General features: G+C 51.7%; 22 protein-coding genes. All 22 read right to left on the bottom strand.

Annotation, left to right across the window (positions count from 1 at the left end; translation table 11 throughout):
• Positions 1–23: 23 nt before the first annotated feature.
• The 22 genes from ACXM2N_RS03515 to ACXM2N_RS03410 all read right to left on the bottom strand — a co-directional run bounded on the left by ACXM2N_RS03515 (position 24) and on the right by ACXM2N_RS03410 (position 12,807).
• Complete coding sequence (locus ACXM2N_RS03515) at positions 24–380, bottom strand: hypothetical protein (RefSeq protein WP_458490066.1); 357 nt, start codon at positions 378–380, stop codon at positions 24–26.
• On the bottom strand, positions 377–667 hold the full coding sequence (locus ACXM2N_RS03510; protein WP_458490064.1) for a hypothetical protein: 291 nt from the start codon (positions 665–667) through the stop codon (positions 377–379). Before ACXM2N_RS03510 ends, ACXM2N_RS03515 begins: the two co-directional genes overlap by 4 nt.
• On the bottom strand, positions 668–1,006 hold the full coding sequence (locus ACXM2N_RS03505) for a hypothetical protein (protein WP_458490062.1): 339 nt from the start codon (positions 1,004–1,006) through the stop codon (positions 668–670).
• Positions 1,007–1,017: 11 nt separating this feature from the next.
• Complete coding sequence (locus ACXM2N_RS03500; protein WP_458490060.1) at positions 1,018–1,392, bottom strand: hypothetical protein; 375 nt, start codon at positions 1,390–1,392, stop codon at positions 1,018–1,020.
• Between the two features lie 140 nt (positions 1,393–1,532).
• Positions 1,533–2,555: a major capsid protein gene (locus tag ACXM2N_RS03495; RefSeq protein WP_458490058.1), complete on the bottom strand. Its 1,023-nt coding sequence runs from the start codon at positions 2,553–2,555 to the stop codon at positions 1,533–1,535.
• A 3-nt stretch (positions 2,556–2,558) separates the two neighbouring features.
• A complete protein-coding gene (locus ACXM2N_RS03490; RefSeq protein ID WP_458490056.1) occupies positions 2,559–2,936 on the bottom strand; it encodes a hypothetical protein in 378 nt (125 codons plus the stop codon).
• Between the two features lie 3 nt (positions 2,937–2,939).
• A complete protein-coding gene (locus ACXM2N_RS03485) occupies positions 2,940–3,530 on the bottom strand; it encodes a hypothetical protein (RefSeq protein ID WP_458490054.1) in 591 nt (196 codons plus the stop codon).
• A gap of 87 nt (positions 3,531–3,617) precedes the next feature.
• Positions 3,618–4,451 carry a VG15 protein gene (locus ACXM2N_RS03480; RefSeq protein WP_458490052.1) on the bottom strand — a complete coding sequence of 278 codons (834 nt, stop codon included), beginning with the start codon at positions 4,449–4,451 and terminating at the stop codon, positions 3,618–3,620.
• Positions 4,448–5,860: a phage portal protein gene (locus ACXM2N_RS03475; protein ID WP_458490050.1), complete on the bottom strand. Its 1,413-nt coding sequence runs from the start codon at positions 5,858–5,860 to the stop codon at positions 4,448–4,450. The genes ACXM2N_RS03480 and ACXM2N_RS03475 overlap by 4 nt, the downstream gene beginning before the upstream one ends.
• Complete coding sequence (locus tag ACXM2N_RS03470; protein WP_458490048.1) at positions 5,861–7,522, bottom strand: hypothetical protein; 1,662 nt, start codon at positions 7,520–7,522, stop codon at positions 5,861–5,863.
• Entirely contained in the window at positions 7,522–7,959 is a 438-nt protein-coding gene (locus tag ACXM2N_RS03465; protein ID WP_458490985.1) for a phage terminase small subunit, read from the bottom strand. Before ACXM2N_RS03465 ends, ACXM2N_RS03470 begins: the two co-directional genes overlap by 1 nt.
• 468 nt (positions 7,960–8,427) lie before the next feature.
• On the bottom strand, positions 8,428–8,778 hold the full coding sequence (locus tag ACXM2N_RS03460) for a hypothetical protein (protein WP_458490046.1): 351 nt from the start codon (positions 8,776–8,778) through the stop codon (positions 8,428–8,430).
• Positions 8,768–9,508, bottom strand: coding sequence for a hypothetical protein (locus ACXM2N_RS03455; protein ID WP_458490044.1), 741 nt, complete (start codon positions 9,506–9,508; stop codon positions 8,768–8,770). The genes ACXM2N_RS03460 and ACXM2N_RS03455 overlap by 11 nt, the downstream gene beginning before the upstream one ends.
• 65 nt (positions 9,509–9,573) lie before the next feature.
• Positions 9,574–9,774, bottom strand: coding sequence for a hypothetical protein (locus ACXM2N_RS03450; RefSeq protein WP_458490042.1), 201 nt, complete (start codon positions 9,772–9,774; stop codon positions 9,574–9,576).
• Between the two features lie 86 nt (positions 9,775–9,860).
• A complete protein-coding gene (locus tag ACXM2N_RS03445; RefSeq protein WP_458490040.1) occupies positions 9,861–10,178 on the bottom strand; it encodes an HNH endonuclease in 318 nt (105 codons plus the stop codon).
• Positions 10,179–10,282: 104 nt separating this feature from the next.
• Entirely contained in the window at positions 10,283–10,501 is a 219-nt protein-coding gene (locus tag ACXM2N_RS03440) for a hypothetical protein (RefSeq protein WP_458490038.1), read from the bottom strand.
• Positions 10,498–11,010, bottom strand: coding sequence for a hypothetical protein (locus ACXM2N_RS03435; RefSeq protein ID WP_458490036.1), 513 nt, complete (start codon positions 11,008–11,010; stop codon positions 10,498–10,500). Before ACXM2N_RS03435 ends, ACXM2N_RS03440 begins: the two co-directional genes overlap by 4 nt.
• An 83-nt stretch (positions 11,011–11,093) precedes the next feature.
• On the bottom strand, positions 11,094–11,264 hold the full coding sequence (locus ACXM2N_RS03430) for a hypothetical protein (protein ID WP_458490034.1): 171 nt from the start codon (positions 11,262–11,264) through the stop codon (positions 11,094–11,096).
• 210 nt (positions 11,265–11,474) lie between these two features.
• On the bottom strand, positions 11,475–11,870 hold the full coding sequence (locus ACXM2N_RS03425) for a hypothetical protein (protein WP_458490032.1): 396 nt from the start codon (positions 11,868–11,870) through the stop codon (positions 11,475–11,477).
• Entirely contained in the window at positions 11,867–12,004 is a 138-nt protein-coding gene (locus tag ACXM2N_RS03420; RefSeq protein ID WP_458490030.1) for a hypothetical protein, read from the bottom strand. Before ACXM2N_RS03420 ends, ACXM2N_RS03425 begins: the two co-directional genes overlap by 4 nt.
• 69 nt (positions 12,005–12,073) lie before the next feature.
• Positions 12,074–12,418 (bottom strand): hypothetical protein, encoded by a 345-nt coding sequence (locus ACXM2N_RS03415; RefSeq protein WP_458490028.1) that lies wholly within the window; start codon positions 12,416–12,418, stop codon positions 12,074–12,076.
• The gene (locus tag ACXM2N_RS03410; RefSeq protein ID WP_458490026.1) at positions 12,415–12,807 is read right to left on the bottom strand and encodes a RusA family crossover junction endodeoxyribonuclease; all 393 of its coding nucleotides are present in this window, start codon (positions 12,805–12,807) and stop codon (positions 12,415–12,417) included. The genes ACXM2N_RS03415 and ACXM2N_RS03410 overlap by 4 nt, the downstream gene beginning before the upstream one ends.
• Positions 12,808–12,910: the final 103 nt, after the last annotated feature.

Below are 12,910 nucleotides of genomic sequence, written 5' to 3'. Positions count from 1 at the left end.
TTAGGTATGAAAAAAGACCCCACTCATGTGAGGTCTGTGAATAAATCGCCGGACGTTTGCCAACGAAAAACTGCAGGTAAATCAGGATCAGGGAATTCCACTGGCCCACCATCTTCGGTGAACCCCAAAACATTTGGGTGTTCAACTTCAAACCGCAGAAACCTGCGAATTTGGCCAATGGTGTCAATAACTAAATCAAGATCAACGCCATAAACCTGCACGATAATGAACGTTGAATCCTGTGTTGGGCCAAAGGCCTGGGGCGTGCCCTGATCGACCCTAATGAAAAAATCAGGCCGATCAGATGGCACTTTCGACACAACAGGGCAGGCGAACCGATCAGCAAGCAAGCCAATGACCACCTCAAGTGGTGTGATCAAATCTTCACCTGCCTAATGGCCTTCTTTAGGCTGTTGTGCTTCAAATTTGAGCGCATAGCATGCGGGGTATCCGTGAACACGATCGCCCTAGCACGGTCAGTCTCACCAACCTTGTAGTCGTACCGCTTCGTATCCGCGGGCTTGCCATACTTCGACGCAGCAGCCGTAGCCTGCGCAGCAGCACGTTTCACAAGGCCCTGCACCTGCTCAGACTTCAACAGCTCCTCGAACCCCGCACCGTGGAACACAATGTACCCACCAGGAATAGAAGCTCTACGATCGACCATTTAGCCCTCCACTCTTACTGCATGCACAACAACAAGCCCAGGGGCCCAGCCGTGCCAACCGTGGTTGTAGTTCTCCGCGTTGCCTTGAATCTGCCACTCTGCTTGGTCAGGGGTACGCACCAATCCAGAAGGAAGTGGAACGAACTCCTCCGGCACGTGAATATGAAGCATGTCGACCGTACGCAGGATAGAATCGCCAGTCTTTTCCTCTGACCTATCTACCCACCACGAAGCAACCGGAACTACTTCCCATTCACCCACACCAAGTCGTTCGTTACCGAAACGATCAACGGTTGGCTCCCCAGGGAAATAGAATTCAAGAGTCGATTCTCTAGACAAATGCTTCCTCCTTAGTACGGATAGATCGTAAATACCTTCGATCTGTAACCCCGCAAACGCTGTTTGTCATTCGACGACAGCCACACGCCCGAAGAAGTCGAACCAGACTCAAAGCCAACCGATCGGGAAAAAGGCCCAGCAGTATAGGAAACGTTTGAAGCACCATCAGGTATGGCGTCTCCCCCACCCATTTCGGATGAATAAGCACGTGCAACCATTCGTGTAACGACACGCTTAATCTTGTCGGGAGCGCCATTAGGGAAATTCGAACGGCAATAAGCACAGACCAAATCCCAGGCTTCATCAATCAACGCATTGATAAATGCTTCGTCTTCAGGCGGTATCTGGCGATTCGGCAGCAGCTTTTGTACGTCGTTTAGTTCCACTAGATACGCCATTGCCACGCCCCTTTCTCGCCTTAACTAGGGAATCATGGATCACCACCCCGCTAGGGATAGTGTCACTTGCTTTAAGTAACACTCCACCCTGAGGGGTATGCACCAAGATAGAACCCTTAAAATCGTCTTTAACCTGCAAAGTTAAGCACCTTTGCGACCATAGACGCGTTCGGGTTAGTCATTACAGGCAAAGCCAAAGCATTCACGCGAACCCAGTACGCATAAGGATCGAATTCACGATTCACGCCAGCGATAAGACCCGGTGCTTCCGGAGCTGCAATAGCGTATTCCGGTGCGTTAGCTTCGGCAGTAGTTCCGTAAACAGTTTGACCCAGCTCATTAGTGCCTGGGGCTGGTAGGAAAAATACCTTGTCAGGAGAGACAATGTTCTGCGTGGTTCCCGCAATATTGACCTTGCGGCCAAAACGGGTGAAGCCCGGCAGGCCATACGACCCCAGCAGAGCATTAAGTTCTTCCAGAGAAACCACGTTACGGGCAGCAAGGCCACCAACCGCGTTGCGAACCTGCTCGCTACGCTGGAAAGCGGAAATAACCTTGTTGGAGGCTAGGATCGCGCCAGGTAGCGCGCCGTTCTCATCTTCGTATACCTCCGCCCACGCGATCAGGTCATCGAGTGGAGTTCCTGCGGTGTCATCCCACTGGTTAGCCGCCTGTGTAGTCAAAGACTCCTTACGGCCTAGATCTTCGTCAGCGTAGAAACCATTCTCGTTAATGGTTACTCGACCGGTTTCGAGGACAGTACCACGCATCGCTTCAATACGGCTAAGCACGGCGTTAGTAGTGTCTACAGTAACCTGTGCAATCTTCAATTCGGCCTGCTCGTTACCAGAACGGGCACGAATCTGGTCAAGCTCACCGACGCGATTCTTCTGAGAAACCGCAGGGAGCTGAATTGCGACATTTCGGCCACCACGGGCATTGCCGATCGTGGACTCTGCATCGAAAGAACGATATTCAGCAGCAGCCACTAGGCCACCATCGGTGATGGTGTACTTAGCTACATCGGAATCAGTGAGCGTGTCTGGGAAGAACTGCGCCAAAGACACACTCTGGGCATTAATGTCCTGCTGGGTACGTCGAGCAAAAACAGTCAGCTCAGATGCAGAAATGAGATCATTGTAAAGAGCCATAGGTTAAACCTCCACTGCTTCGTTGTTAGAAAATACGAAAGCGTCAGAAACTTCCGTCAAGGTGGTCACATCGAATGCACCCTCTGGCAGGTATGCGACGCGAATACGCCCATGCCAAATCATTGGAGCAACCTGGTGTTCGCCGCGTGCTGGCTGATCAGTGAGCAGGAAACCAGCCAAGGTATCACCTGCGTCAGCGACCGGCACATAAAGCCCGTCGGTGTCCTTCTTCAGCGGAACACCGGAGGGGATATTTTCACCAAAGGCTGTGAATGCAGAAACCTTAAGCGTCACAGTTTGTGCTTCGTTAGAAGCGTGAGCAGACCCGAGCCACTTCAAGCTCAGTCCGCCCGTCTTTTCGTTGTTAATGATTAGACCCATGTTCTAGTTCTCCTTAGGGTTGAACATACGTTGGTACAGGTCAATGCCTGAAGATTTTTCAGCCGCAACTTCGTATACACGCGAGGCGCGCGAGTGCTTAACTCCACGCTTTTCCACTAGGGTTTTCAGCTTTTCAGCGAAATCATCTTCCTCACGGTCAAGCATGTTGTACGCGTCACGGAATGCCATAGAGTCCGCCAGCGAAGAAATTGGTACTGGGGCACCAGTTTCAATTTCCAGAGCGATCAAGTCCTTGAACATAAGGTTCTCCGACGCGTAAGCCGATAGCTGCTTCTTATATTCTTGGATTTCAGCTTTGTACTCGTTCTCTACAGCGGTGGTATCTACAGCCGAATCACCTCGCGTCTGAGTCGATTCCGTTTGTTTCTTCCACCCCTTAGCCCGCTTCTCCCACTCCCTGGAGTGAGACTTCCATTCCTCGATCTGCTGAGCTACTTCCTGAGGGGACTTGCCTGGGAAAGCGTCCTCCCATGAATTCTGGGTTCCGGCCTCATCTTTAGAAGTCTCTACAGACTCCTCAGAGTGATCCTCAACCACACCTGCATTCTCGATTTCAGTGTTTTCAACGGACATGTTTCTTCCTTTCCGGATATAAAAAAGAGCGCGACCACCCCACATGATTCGTGAAGCGTTCCCGCGCTACTAACTCGGTCTTTCCGACTATTTACCGTTACCCTGTTGCCGCATCATTCGCGTAACATCCGCCATTGAATGCACAGCACCAGGGTTCTCTTTGTCTAGAGCGGCTACCGCTGCTTGGTACTCCTCTAGGTACTTATTGGCGTGTTCAGGGAGGTTAAGATCCCGGCTTTTAGAAATGGGGGCCACGATACATCGGCAATGATCGTGATACTTGCTCCCCGCCTTCTGGACGCCCCTCACACGGCCTTTCTTCAACCGCGTGCCACGCTGCTTGCCGTCTGAGTAGTGGTTAACTACTGATGCCGCCCCAACATACATTGCTGCTGATTCTGAACCGTACACAGCTCCACGTGAAGCGAGCATTCGGCAAAAAGCGCAAGCATCAGGGCTGGCCACCCTTGCATAGCCAACCTTTGTGTTCAACGAATTCAAATCAACAGTGTTACGGTGGGCGCCGAAAATATGCTTCTGCGTGAGCAGAGCCATTCGCGACATCACATCATCATGCCCATTAGCGTCACGAGCCGTGCCCCATGCAACCTCAACTGTGAGTTGTTCTAAGGACGGCATATCGGCTGGCTGGATGAAATAAATATCATCCGCCATGATTTCGTTCCACCAATCAACAGTTAAATCAGCCGCTACACCACCATACGTATTCACCAAAGCTTCAAAAGCCTCGGTTAAATACTGCCGGCCCTCCCACGGGTTCATCTCCTGCGCCCGGCGCACGATACTGACCAAATCCCTCATTGCGAGAGAGTTAACTTGGTCGAGTTGGTTTCGCATTAAATCCCACTGGACAGCGTTATTAACCACCACAGGTTCACGTGTCAGTAAAGCTTGAGTCACGACTGTTCACCACGCTTACTAGCTAACTCATCTGCAAGCGCGGCATCCTCGTCGCTTAGGCTTTGTGTTTGTTGGGTACTCCTAGACTCGACAAGCTGACTAAGCTTTGAAGCGCTTGCACTTTGCCGGATCTTTGCCCGCTGATCGTCTGGAATACGCAGCCTGTCCAAAGCCCAATCCGAAGTCGGGTCAATGAACTGCGAAAGCTTCGTAATAGCGTCAGCGTCCGAAGCCAAAGTTGGAGAAGCGGGATCTTCCCACCGTTCCTTAACCTGCGAAGTGAAATCTTGCCAAGTGGATTGATTACCGTTCAAACAGGCGGCCATCCAACCGGCGCGCCGAATATCAGGATTAATCAAATCCTGTTGGTTTCGACACCCAAGAATTAACCTGTCCAACCAAGCACGAATAGCGTCCGCACTAGGCGGATTTTCAGTTGAAAAACCTAAATAAGCCACCGGAATACCAGTAGCCGACGACATCAACTGTGAATACGTACGCACCTGCTCAATAAACGGTGTTGGTGGCGAAGAAGAAAACTGATGAAGCTCCATCTCAGGATCGCCAGGCTCTGCTGGAGGAGGTAAAGCCACCACAGAACCAGTAATGGCCTGGAAACCAGCTCTAATCCTTTCCTCGCGGGTTGGATTATCGGAATCGACAAACATATCCATCGTGCCGTTCTTAAGCCAACGCTGTGGATAGGTGTAGAACTCGCGGTTAAGCTCCATGCCCTCCAAAGTTCGACAAGCAGCAACCGTGTAATACCTCACAGGTGCCGAAATCATCGAACGCCCGTACCATTCTCTAGATCGGGCCTTATTTCTCACGCGAACGATCGACGGCACACCAAGAGAATGAGGAACGAAATTCTCAATCTCGCTGTTCTTACTGGAAACGTAAATAACGCCCTCAGGTACGTAAATTATTTTTTGAGAATGCCCATCAACTAAAGTGCGCTCCCTCATTCCTGCTATAGGGCGCTGGTTTAAGTTATCCCAAATCAACGTGCCTTCAGTAGGTGGCACGGACTGGGCTACCCAAATACCATCATCGTTAGGCTCCAACGCGATAAAGCCAATACCGTAAATGAGGGAATCTAGAACCGATTCCTTAACAGCTAACGGCAATCCAGAAACGTCAGCAATTTCTGTGACACCAGCGGCTTTAGCGCCTGTCCAGCCGAGGAATCGCATACGTTCAGCGTAGGAATTAACCACCGTGGAAGGCCAATCTGAGGCCACCCCCAACTGTGATGAAAGCTCAGGTGGCACAGCAATATTGAGAGTGTTTGAAATGTACTCCCCAGTATAGAACTGCTCTGATTTTTTATTAGCTGACTTACGAACCGTAATAGTGTTCATCATCGCTGCTAAATAGTCAGAATGCGCTTCTGAAAGAACAGCCATTTACAACACCCCAATCTTTCGTCGTTCCGTCCTTGCTGGCCTATTCGCGTACCCCATTGACACCGCTTCTGTCATCGCCCTAAAAGCCAACATTGCGGCATAAGCCCCGTCAATTTTGTCGGGAGAATCAGGGTAAGCCTTGTACAGCAAATATCCCGACCGCGTAGCCCTCCTACGCGCATTCAACAAGTGCCGAATCAAATGCGGCGACTTACCTAAGCTGACTTCCTCCATCACGACTGCCTGCCGAAAATTCTCCACCCATTCACACACAGCCGAAGTTTTCGACCTAGGCCACGCTGCGATAGGGGAATTTCTAGACGCTCGCACCCGCAAATAACGCCTATAGCGGGCTTCCCACTCCGCTACTTGGGATTGCCACCCCGAAGGATCGGCGTAGAAACCAATAACACGGTATTTGGAAAAGCAGTCATCAATCGTCGATTGAATATCAAGTAGATTTGGTTGCCAGTCTTGAGGGTCGTTTGGGCCTTTTTCCCAAATCTTTATTTCGCAGATATACCTGTCAGAGGGCCTTGCGGCTACTAGAGCCGTTGCGTCGGGGTTGCCCCTCACGCGACCACCAGAGCCGTCAAAACCAAGCACGATAGTGTCTCCAGGTTGGAGATCTTTAGATTCATCTTTCACTGCACGAACATCCACTTGTGAGAGAAATGAGTCTGAAGCGTGTGTGACCTGGTTTAGGAAATCTGAACGCGCAACTTGCGGATCTGTGGAGGGGTCCCAAACCGTAGCCTTAATACGCTCTAGGTCAACCCAGCCAGGGTTACAAGGAGGGTCATGGATAACGCAACCACGTTCATCCGCCGCAGAATCACCATATGCGATGCGTAGTCCCTCGATGAGGGAATTGTGGTCAGACATATCAGTATTTGCCGGCGCTTCCCGATGATCGAACAGTAGCGTCGCGTCCTTTGCTTCGCCATTAACAATCTGAGACCAATACGCAGCCGAGCTTTCAGCAACACTATTTTCGCCAGGGATAAACGCGTTAGGCGTTTCAAGAGTTGAGCCACCTAACTTAGCGGCGTTAGACCGCATGGTAGATGCCAACCTCACACCTCCATTACCAGACGTCCACACCTCAGTCTGATCCATCACAGAGAAGCAAGCACGAGCACCCTTAACGGAAGAAGCTGACGCAGTAATAGGCCTAATCTGCCCCCTAGGGAGATTAATAAACCCGCCCATGACCTCAAGCCCTGGGTAGTCATCATAAAGCTGTTCGGTCTCCATCATTTCAGACAAAGCAGCCCACGTATTTTTGGTTTGATCTTCAGAAACAGCAGCGATCTGAACCAGCGGAGTACGCTTCTCACTCCAAGGCATACCAACCGGCTGCCCACGGGAATCCCACCCGCTGAAAACAACAGGGCCTAACGCTTCGACAGCGCAGAAAGCACCCGCGAAGGGGCTTTTCCCCCAACCACGTGGGCGGGAGATAACCCCACGGATAATTTTTCGCCTACCCGTTTCGGGGTCTAGCTCATAGTAACGGAGAATGAAATCTTCCTGCTCGGCAGTAGGGATAAAAGGCTCATAATCAGCCGAATCAGGTCGAGCTAGGTAAGCGGTCATCCAGTCAATGACCTCCCAGCCTAGCGTTGGGAAATCATTATCAGAAAGCGGTTTCCAAGGCATTAAGACGATTCCTTCTTGAAATCTACAATCTTTAAATCACCACGTCGCTCCCTAGCAGACTGGACACGATTAGTCCTACGACTATCCGCCTCGTCAGCTTCCGCAAACTGCATACGCAAGCGCGCACGATCTTCCATCGTCGCGCCAAATTTAGCGACACGAATACGGAGTTCTGCCATAACCGACATATCACCATTGCCCCACAACTGGGCATGCAGCAAAGCGGTATCTTTCAGAAACTCCCAGTCCGTAGTGCCAAATAGCTCAGCCTGTGGCGATTCCCCCCACATTTTCCACCAATTGGTCGTTTCCTCAGGCCAAGGCACTGATTCCGGTAAAGGCGGCTGTTCAGCTTCCTCAAACCTTAGAATCGTTGTGGGCGTTTCGTCCTTATTCCGCCTAGCCCGCCTGCCCTGCGGTTTAGGCGCCGGCCCCATACCTGCCAATTTTTGGCCCCCTTACATTTGCTCAACTTCCAGAAAGTCGGCTAGCCCTCACGGAATTTGCTGTCCTCGATCGCCTACCTGCTAAATTCGCATACAGCTCCAAGGCGCCGATGCCAGCATTAATATAGGCCTGATTCATCTTTAGCTCCCTGAAGTTCTCCCTAGCCTACGAGACGCGGCCGATCGGCGGCCTGTTGCGGCTTGAGAAGCTGTGAAACCGCCCCTCGGCCCTACGGTGAATAACGATGCTTGTCGCATGTCTTACTCTCCTTCCTTTTAAGATCCACTCATTCGACTACCTGACACGCTTACCGCCCGGCGCGCACCTGCTGGGCGGAAAACATTTGCTGTAGCATTTCTCTGACGCGCATACATATTCCGCATTAATCTGTCCTTCCAATGGATATAAGAAAAGCGCATGCCAGTAGGTCATGCGCCATTTTCAACAGGCCTTAGGGATTACTCCATCTTCACCCCTAAAATCTTTGCAAGCTGCTTTCCATCAATGTACTTATCACCCATAAGCTTTGCTTTAACGCCTGCAGCCCTCAAAAACTTCTCTTTCTCCTCTCGCGATTCGAAACATACAGCGAACCAAAATTCGCTATCAGTGGCTTTTCTGAAGCGATCACGCTCAGCCGTCGCCCTGTCTTTGAAGCCTTTTTGGAGCGCAGTCATTTCTTTAGCGGCATCTACTGCTAGATCATTTTCATACTCGACATCAGCCAATGGGTCTGGGACTGCGCCAGGCTTGAGACTAAAGCCTTTCTTACCACCGGCATTAGATCCACCGGAAAAATTAAAAGCCATTGCGCACCAACTCCAAGTCAGCCAACGGGAACCACTTTAAAATCTGATCAAAATCATCTGGAGCATAATCTCTAACCGGCTGAAGAAAGCGGTAGTCTATTCCGTCAAAAGATCGGCCGAACCACTCATAGTCCACCGGCAATTGCACGCCAGCCTGCTCGATATACTCGAAAGTCTTTCCAGTCAGCCAATCCCAGATCGGCGACACCTTATGTCCAGAAAGCTTCATTGCTCCATGCTTTTTGATCGACGCCCTTCGGACTAGGGAATCTGCGGCTCGAACCCCATCTGCCACCCAAGTGTCTTGTGGTAGTCCTAAATCGCTCTTGATCAGCTGCCACATCTGCTCATAAGTCGGTGAGGGCAACTGTGCAGCTTCGATCACATCAAGCCGCTCTGGTGGCTGGAATACAAAATTATTCAGCCACCTGTAAAAAGACGGATGAGGATAGCGGTGAATAGGCTTTTGCCAAGCATCTTCATAGCTCTTAAGCCCATCCTCGATAAACCGCAGAGTTTCACCCTCTACCTGACCTGGTATTAGATACAAATGCGCCAGTACGGTCTCTACACCAGCCTCCTGCAATGCTAACTCAGCGGCTACGCAGTCCTTTCCGCCGCTAAATGCTACGCACACAACCTCACCAGAATTCGCAAGCTGCGAGCGAATATCCGCAGAGCTGGGCACGCCAGCAATTGGCTTTGTCAACCCTAATTTCTTGTAGTCCATGGCCACTCCTTTCTAAAATATATTAGTGAGTATACCATGTATACTTTACAGGTCAATAGCTTAGACTATCCCCCTTTTATAGCCCGCTGAACCATTCCCCTAGACAACCCAGAAGCATCCATGATCTCAGACCACTTAGCCCCAACGGAACTCGCTCGTCGAATTACACCATTCCGCTTATTGACCAATTCGGCACGCTTCTCATCCAACGCCCTAATCTCGCCACTCAACAATGCCAACTCTTTTAGATCTTCACTCTTAGACATGTCTACAGTTTATCCTCAGTGCCACACGTACAAACAAAGGCCCCAAACCTGTACATAACCTGAGCAACAATGCCCTCCGAGGCGTCTTACTGCCAGTGGGAGGGGGTTTCCCCCTGGGGCTTGCGGGGTTTTAGTCCAGGGTGTGGCTCGGTTGGGTATTTTGCCCTGTTATGCCGTTGTCGGCGGGCTTTTTGTGCTTCTTGTTGGGTTTTGGTTTTGTGGCAGTCGCGGCACAGTGTTTGGAGGTTGTTGTCTTTGTTGTAGTTGGGGCCGCGGGTGTTGTTGATGTGGTCGATTTCGAGGTTGTTATTGGCCCCGCATTGTATGCATGTGTGGTTGTCACGTTTGAGGATTCTTGCTCGGGTGGAGGTTGGGACATGCTTGGTTCGGCTAGTCCACACCATGATGCACCTCCTGACTGTGGGCATGAGTAAACCCCGCTAGGACGTGGTGTCCTGCGGGGTTAGTTGTAGCTTATGCGCATTATAGCATGCAGGTGGGCAAAGTGCTAGTGGATTTGGTGGGTTAGCAGGCCACTGTTGACGAAGTTTACGAGTTCTTGCGCTCCTTCCAACCAGCCATACCCATAATCATTAATTGCTTCGATAACTGGGTTGCCATTGGCATCTTGGATAGCTGTTGGCCGCTCGCCATTGAGTACGGTGGTGCCTTCGAATACCTTCCACGGCAGCGGGTGTTGTGCTAAGTAGTCCGCACAGGTGGTCACGGGGCTCCCTTTCCTAGGTGGTCGAGCACTTCGGTCATGAGGTATCCACTGTGCCCATTGGGTAGTGGCTTGGTGGTGATGTGGCCATGGCGCGCCCAGCCTCGGATGGTGTCGGTGGTTACGCGGTGGCCTTTGCTTGCGAGTCGCCGGCGGATGCTGGCGGCGGATTGTCGGCGTTCGAGGGCTGCAAGGTCTTTGATAGTCGGCCCGCGCCCTACTGCCCGCTCCACTAGTCCGGCCCACCGATGTAGTTCGGTGAGCAGGCCATCTGAGTCTGGCTGTTGGGATACCCAGTCGGCATTGAATGCGATCCACCCTAATTGGTCTTGCACCCCATGGCGGTTGGGTTTCCAGCCCCTTAGCCAAATGCTGAGTTCCCGTTCGATCTCCGCATATAGGCTGATGGCGTCTTCATTGCCTGGGGTTCGTGGGCCGAAACCCACCCCACCGCTGACTACCTCGCCTACTGGCTTGCCCTTCAGGTGCTTATGCTCATTGAGTTCGTGCATGAGACTTTGCAGGTATCTAGCTGCGCGCCGGATTTCAAATTCTCGGTTTATGATTCACCTCCTTTGTGCTTGGTGCGGGGCGGTTATGTGTCTGGTCGGTTTTCGCGTTCAATTCGGGTGTTGATGGCGTCAAGGAATTGAGCGGTAGCTCGCTTCTTCTTTGAGTCGATGTAGAAGCTGTGAGCCAGTGTGATACTGAGAATGATGATCGTCAGGCTGGCTAGGACATCCAAAATGGCAGCAAGTGCGGTCATTGCTGAGCCTCCTCTAGGTCGATTATCAGGCGGGTTTCAATACGCCAGTACTCGGGCGGAAAATTGCTGGGCGGGCAAGATTTGGCCGCGTCCTCTGACCACTCGGTGGTATGAAGCAGTGAGTCGCTACCGGGGATAATCTGCCCCACTCCCCTCGTTTCCACCCGTAGTCTGGCGATCATTCGCAGGCCAGCGAGCCTGATTTTGTGTTCAGCGTCCATCCAGCACCTCCTGCTCTATGTCTTTGATGCGCTCCTGCCAATCGAGTATTCGCTGTTGGAACTGGTCACGCTGGAAGGCTGCCCAATTGAGGAGCGCAGCGCCTATGGTGAGGTAGACAATGAATGCTGCTAGTGTCACTGGGTTTTCTTTGATGGTTGCTGTTGCTGCGCCGGTGATGCTGACAATGATTGTTGCGGTATCAATGATCATGTTGAGCTTGTAGCGGGCAGCGTATTTTTGGTTGTGGTGCAGTTCCTCTGTTGCTCGGTGGTGGGGCTTTTCTAGTCGGTGGCCTTGAATGAGAACAAGGAATCGTATGGCGCGGTGTATCCCTGATTCGTTCTCTGGGTTGATGTAGCCACCCCAGTTGTATGGGTTGGTCATTCCGTATCCTTGGTCATGACAACGTAGTCGGGGTTGGTTGGGTGTTGGTCTACGAGTTCCCAACCGTCTTTTTGGGCTTGTTCGACGCTGTCTTTGTGGACTGGTCGGATGGTTACGAATCGCTGTTGTCCCATCAGTATTCTCCTATCAATGTGGGTAGTTGGTCGATTTGGCTCACGTCTACAGCTGGTTGATGAATCGAATCATTGCGATGGCTCCGGCTCAGACATGGTGACGTATGCGCGCCGATTCTTCGGAATTACGCGGGTATGTGTACCGTGAGCAAGCCATTCTCCATCCGGCGGTGTGCCGCATGGTGACCATGCGCGGGGCAGGTCAAAGCGCGGGGTAACGCTTTCTAGGCTTGAGGTGTAGTATTCGTCGATTTCCGGGGAGTACATATGCGCGTAGTCTGGGTTGCCGACATATATTCGGGCGATGACCGCTAAGTAATGCTCAACCGCTGAGTCATGCTCACTGGACACGGTCGCCCACATCCCCACACAGTCGTAGCGCCGGGCGGGTGTCATGTCAGCTAGTGTGGTCATGGTTCCTCCTGGATAGTGATGTGGGCATGAGGGGTTTCCCCTTGCTCGCACCAGCGTTTAGTGGCATTGAGTGTGGTGACGCGGGAATCATCTGAATAGATTCCGGCGGTTGTGAGCCCGTCGAGTATTGCTCGGCAGAGTTTGTCGATGTCTCCGACTTTCCCTGCTGGGTAGTGGGGGAATTTTGTGGTGCGGGGTCGTTGGAAAGCGAAAACCGCTGCCACTTGGACAGCGGTGTTAATGGGTTCTTTGGGTGCGTGCTTTTGGGCTTCTGTAGCAACGATTTTGCGCCATGGTTTTAGGCGTTTGTTTGATTCGATCACTCGGCCGCGTACCACGTTTTTGGAGCCTTGGGGTATGGGGACGCCTTGGATGGTGAAACTGATCATAGAGTTCCTTCGGTGGTCACGTAGAGGTCGTCGACTAGAAGTGTGAGTGTGACTGCAGTTATTCCGTTGGCTACATCTTCAATCTTCAGTGTTCCCTCGCTGA

It is taken from the genome of Corynebacterium sp. ZY180755, from assembly GCF_054331495.1.
The sequence above is the reverse complement of the archived record's forward strand: the minus strand, read 5'-3'. Positions and strand labels throughout refer to the sequence as shown.

What these genes read in the sequence shown, in the direction of transcription:
- ACXM2N_RS03510 (WP_458490064.1), bottom strand. Translation starts at nt 667, where the DNA reads ATGGTCGATCGTAGAGCTTCTATTCCTGGTGGGTACATTGTGTTCCAC.
- ACXM2N_RS03495 (WP_458490058.1), bottom strand. Translation starts at nt 2,555, where the DNA reads ATGGCTCTTTACAATGATCTCATTTCTGCATCTGAGCTGACTGTTTTT.
- ACXM2N_RS03490 (WP_458490056.1), bottom strand. Translation starts at nt 2,936, where the DNA reads ATGGGTCTAATCATTAACAACGAAAAGACGGGCGGACTGAGCTTGAAG.
- ACXM2N_RS03485 (WP_458490054.1), bottom strand. Translation starts at nt 3,530, where the DNA reads ATGTCCGTTGAAAACACTGAAATCGAGAATGCAGGTGTGGTTGAGGAT.
- ACXM2N_RS03475 (WP_458490050.1), bottom strand. Translation starts at nt 5,860, where the DNA reads ATGGCTGTTCTTTCAGAAGCGCATTCTGACTATTTAGCAGCGATGATG.
- ACXM2N_RS03470 (WP_458490048.1), bottom strand. Translation starts at nt 7,522, where the DNA reads ATGCCTTGGAAACCGCTTTCTGATAATGATTTCCCAACGCTAGGCTGG.
- ACXM2N_RS03465 (WP_458490985.1), bottom strand. Translation starts at nt 7,959, where the DNA reads ATGGGGCCGGCGCCTAAACCGCAGGGCAGGCGGGCTAGGCGGAATAAG.
- ACXM2N_RS03460 (WP_458490046.1), bottom strand. Translation starts at nt 8,778, where the DNA reads ATGGCTTTTAATTTTTCCGGTGGATCTAATGCCGGTGGTAAGAAAGGC.
- ACXM2N_RS03455 (WP_458490044.1), bottom strand. Translation starts at nt 9,508, where the DNA reads ATGGACTACAAGAAATTAGGGTTGACAAAGCCAATTGCTGGCGTGCCC.
- ACXM2N_RS03450 (WP_458490042.1), bottom strand. Translation starts at nt 9,774, where the DNA reads ATGTCTAAGAGTGAAGATCTAAAAGAGTTGGCATTGTTGAGTGGCGAG.
- ACXM2N_RS03445 (WP_458490040.1), bottom strand. Translation starts at nt 10,178, where the DNA reads ATGGTGTGGACTAGCCGAACCAAGCATGTCCCAACCTCCACCCGAGCA.
- ACXM2N_RS03435 (WP_458490036.1), bottom strand. Translation starts at nt 11,010, where the DNA reads ATGCACGAACTCAATGAGCATAAGCACCTGAAGGGCAAGCCAGTAGGC.
- ACXM2N_RS03430 (WP_458490034.1), bottom strand. Translation starts at nt 11,264, where the DNA reads ATGACCGCACTTGCTGCCATTTTGGATGTCCTAGCCAGCCTGACGATC.
- ACXM2N_RS03425 (WP_458490032.1), bottom strand. Translation starts at nt 11,870, where the DNA reads ATGACCAACCCATACAACTGGGGTGGCTACATCAACCCAGAGAACGAA.
- ACXM2N_RS03420 (WP_458490030.1), bottom strand. Translation starts at nt 12,004, where the DNA reads ATGGGACAACAGCGATTCGTAACCATCCGACCAGTCCACAAAGACAGC.
- ACXM2N_RS03415 (WP_458490028.1), bottom strand. Translation starts at nt 12,418, where the DNA reads ATGACCACACTAGCTGACATGACACCCGCCCGGCGCTACGACTGTGTG.
- ACXM2N_RS03410 (WP_458490026.1), bottom strand. Translation starts at nt 12,807, where the DNA reads ATGATCAGTTTCACCATCCAAGGCGTCCCCATACCCCAAGGCTCCAAA.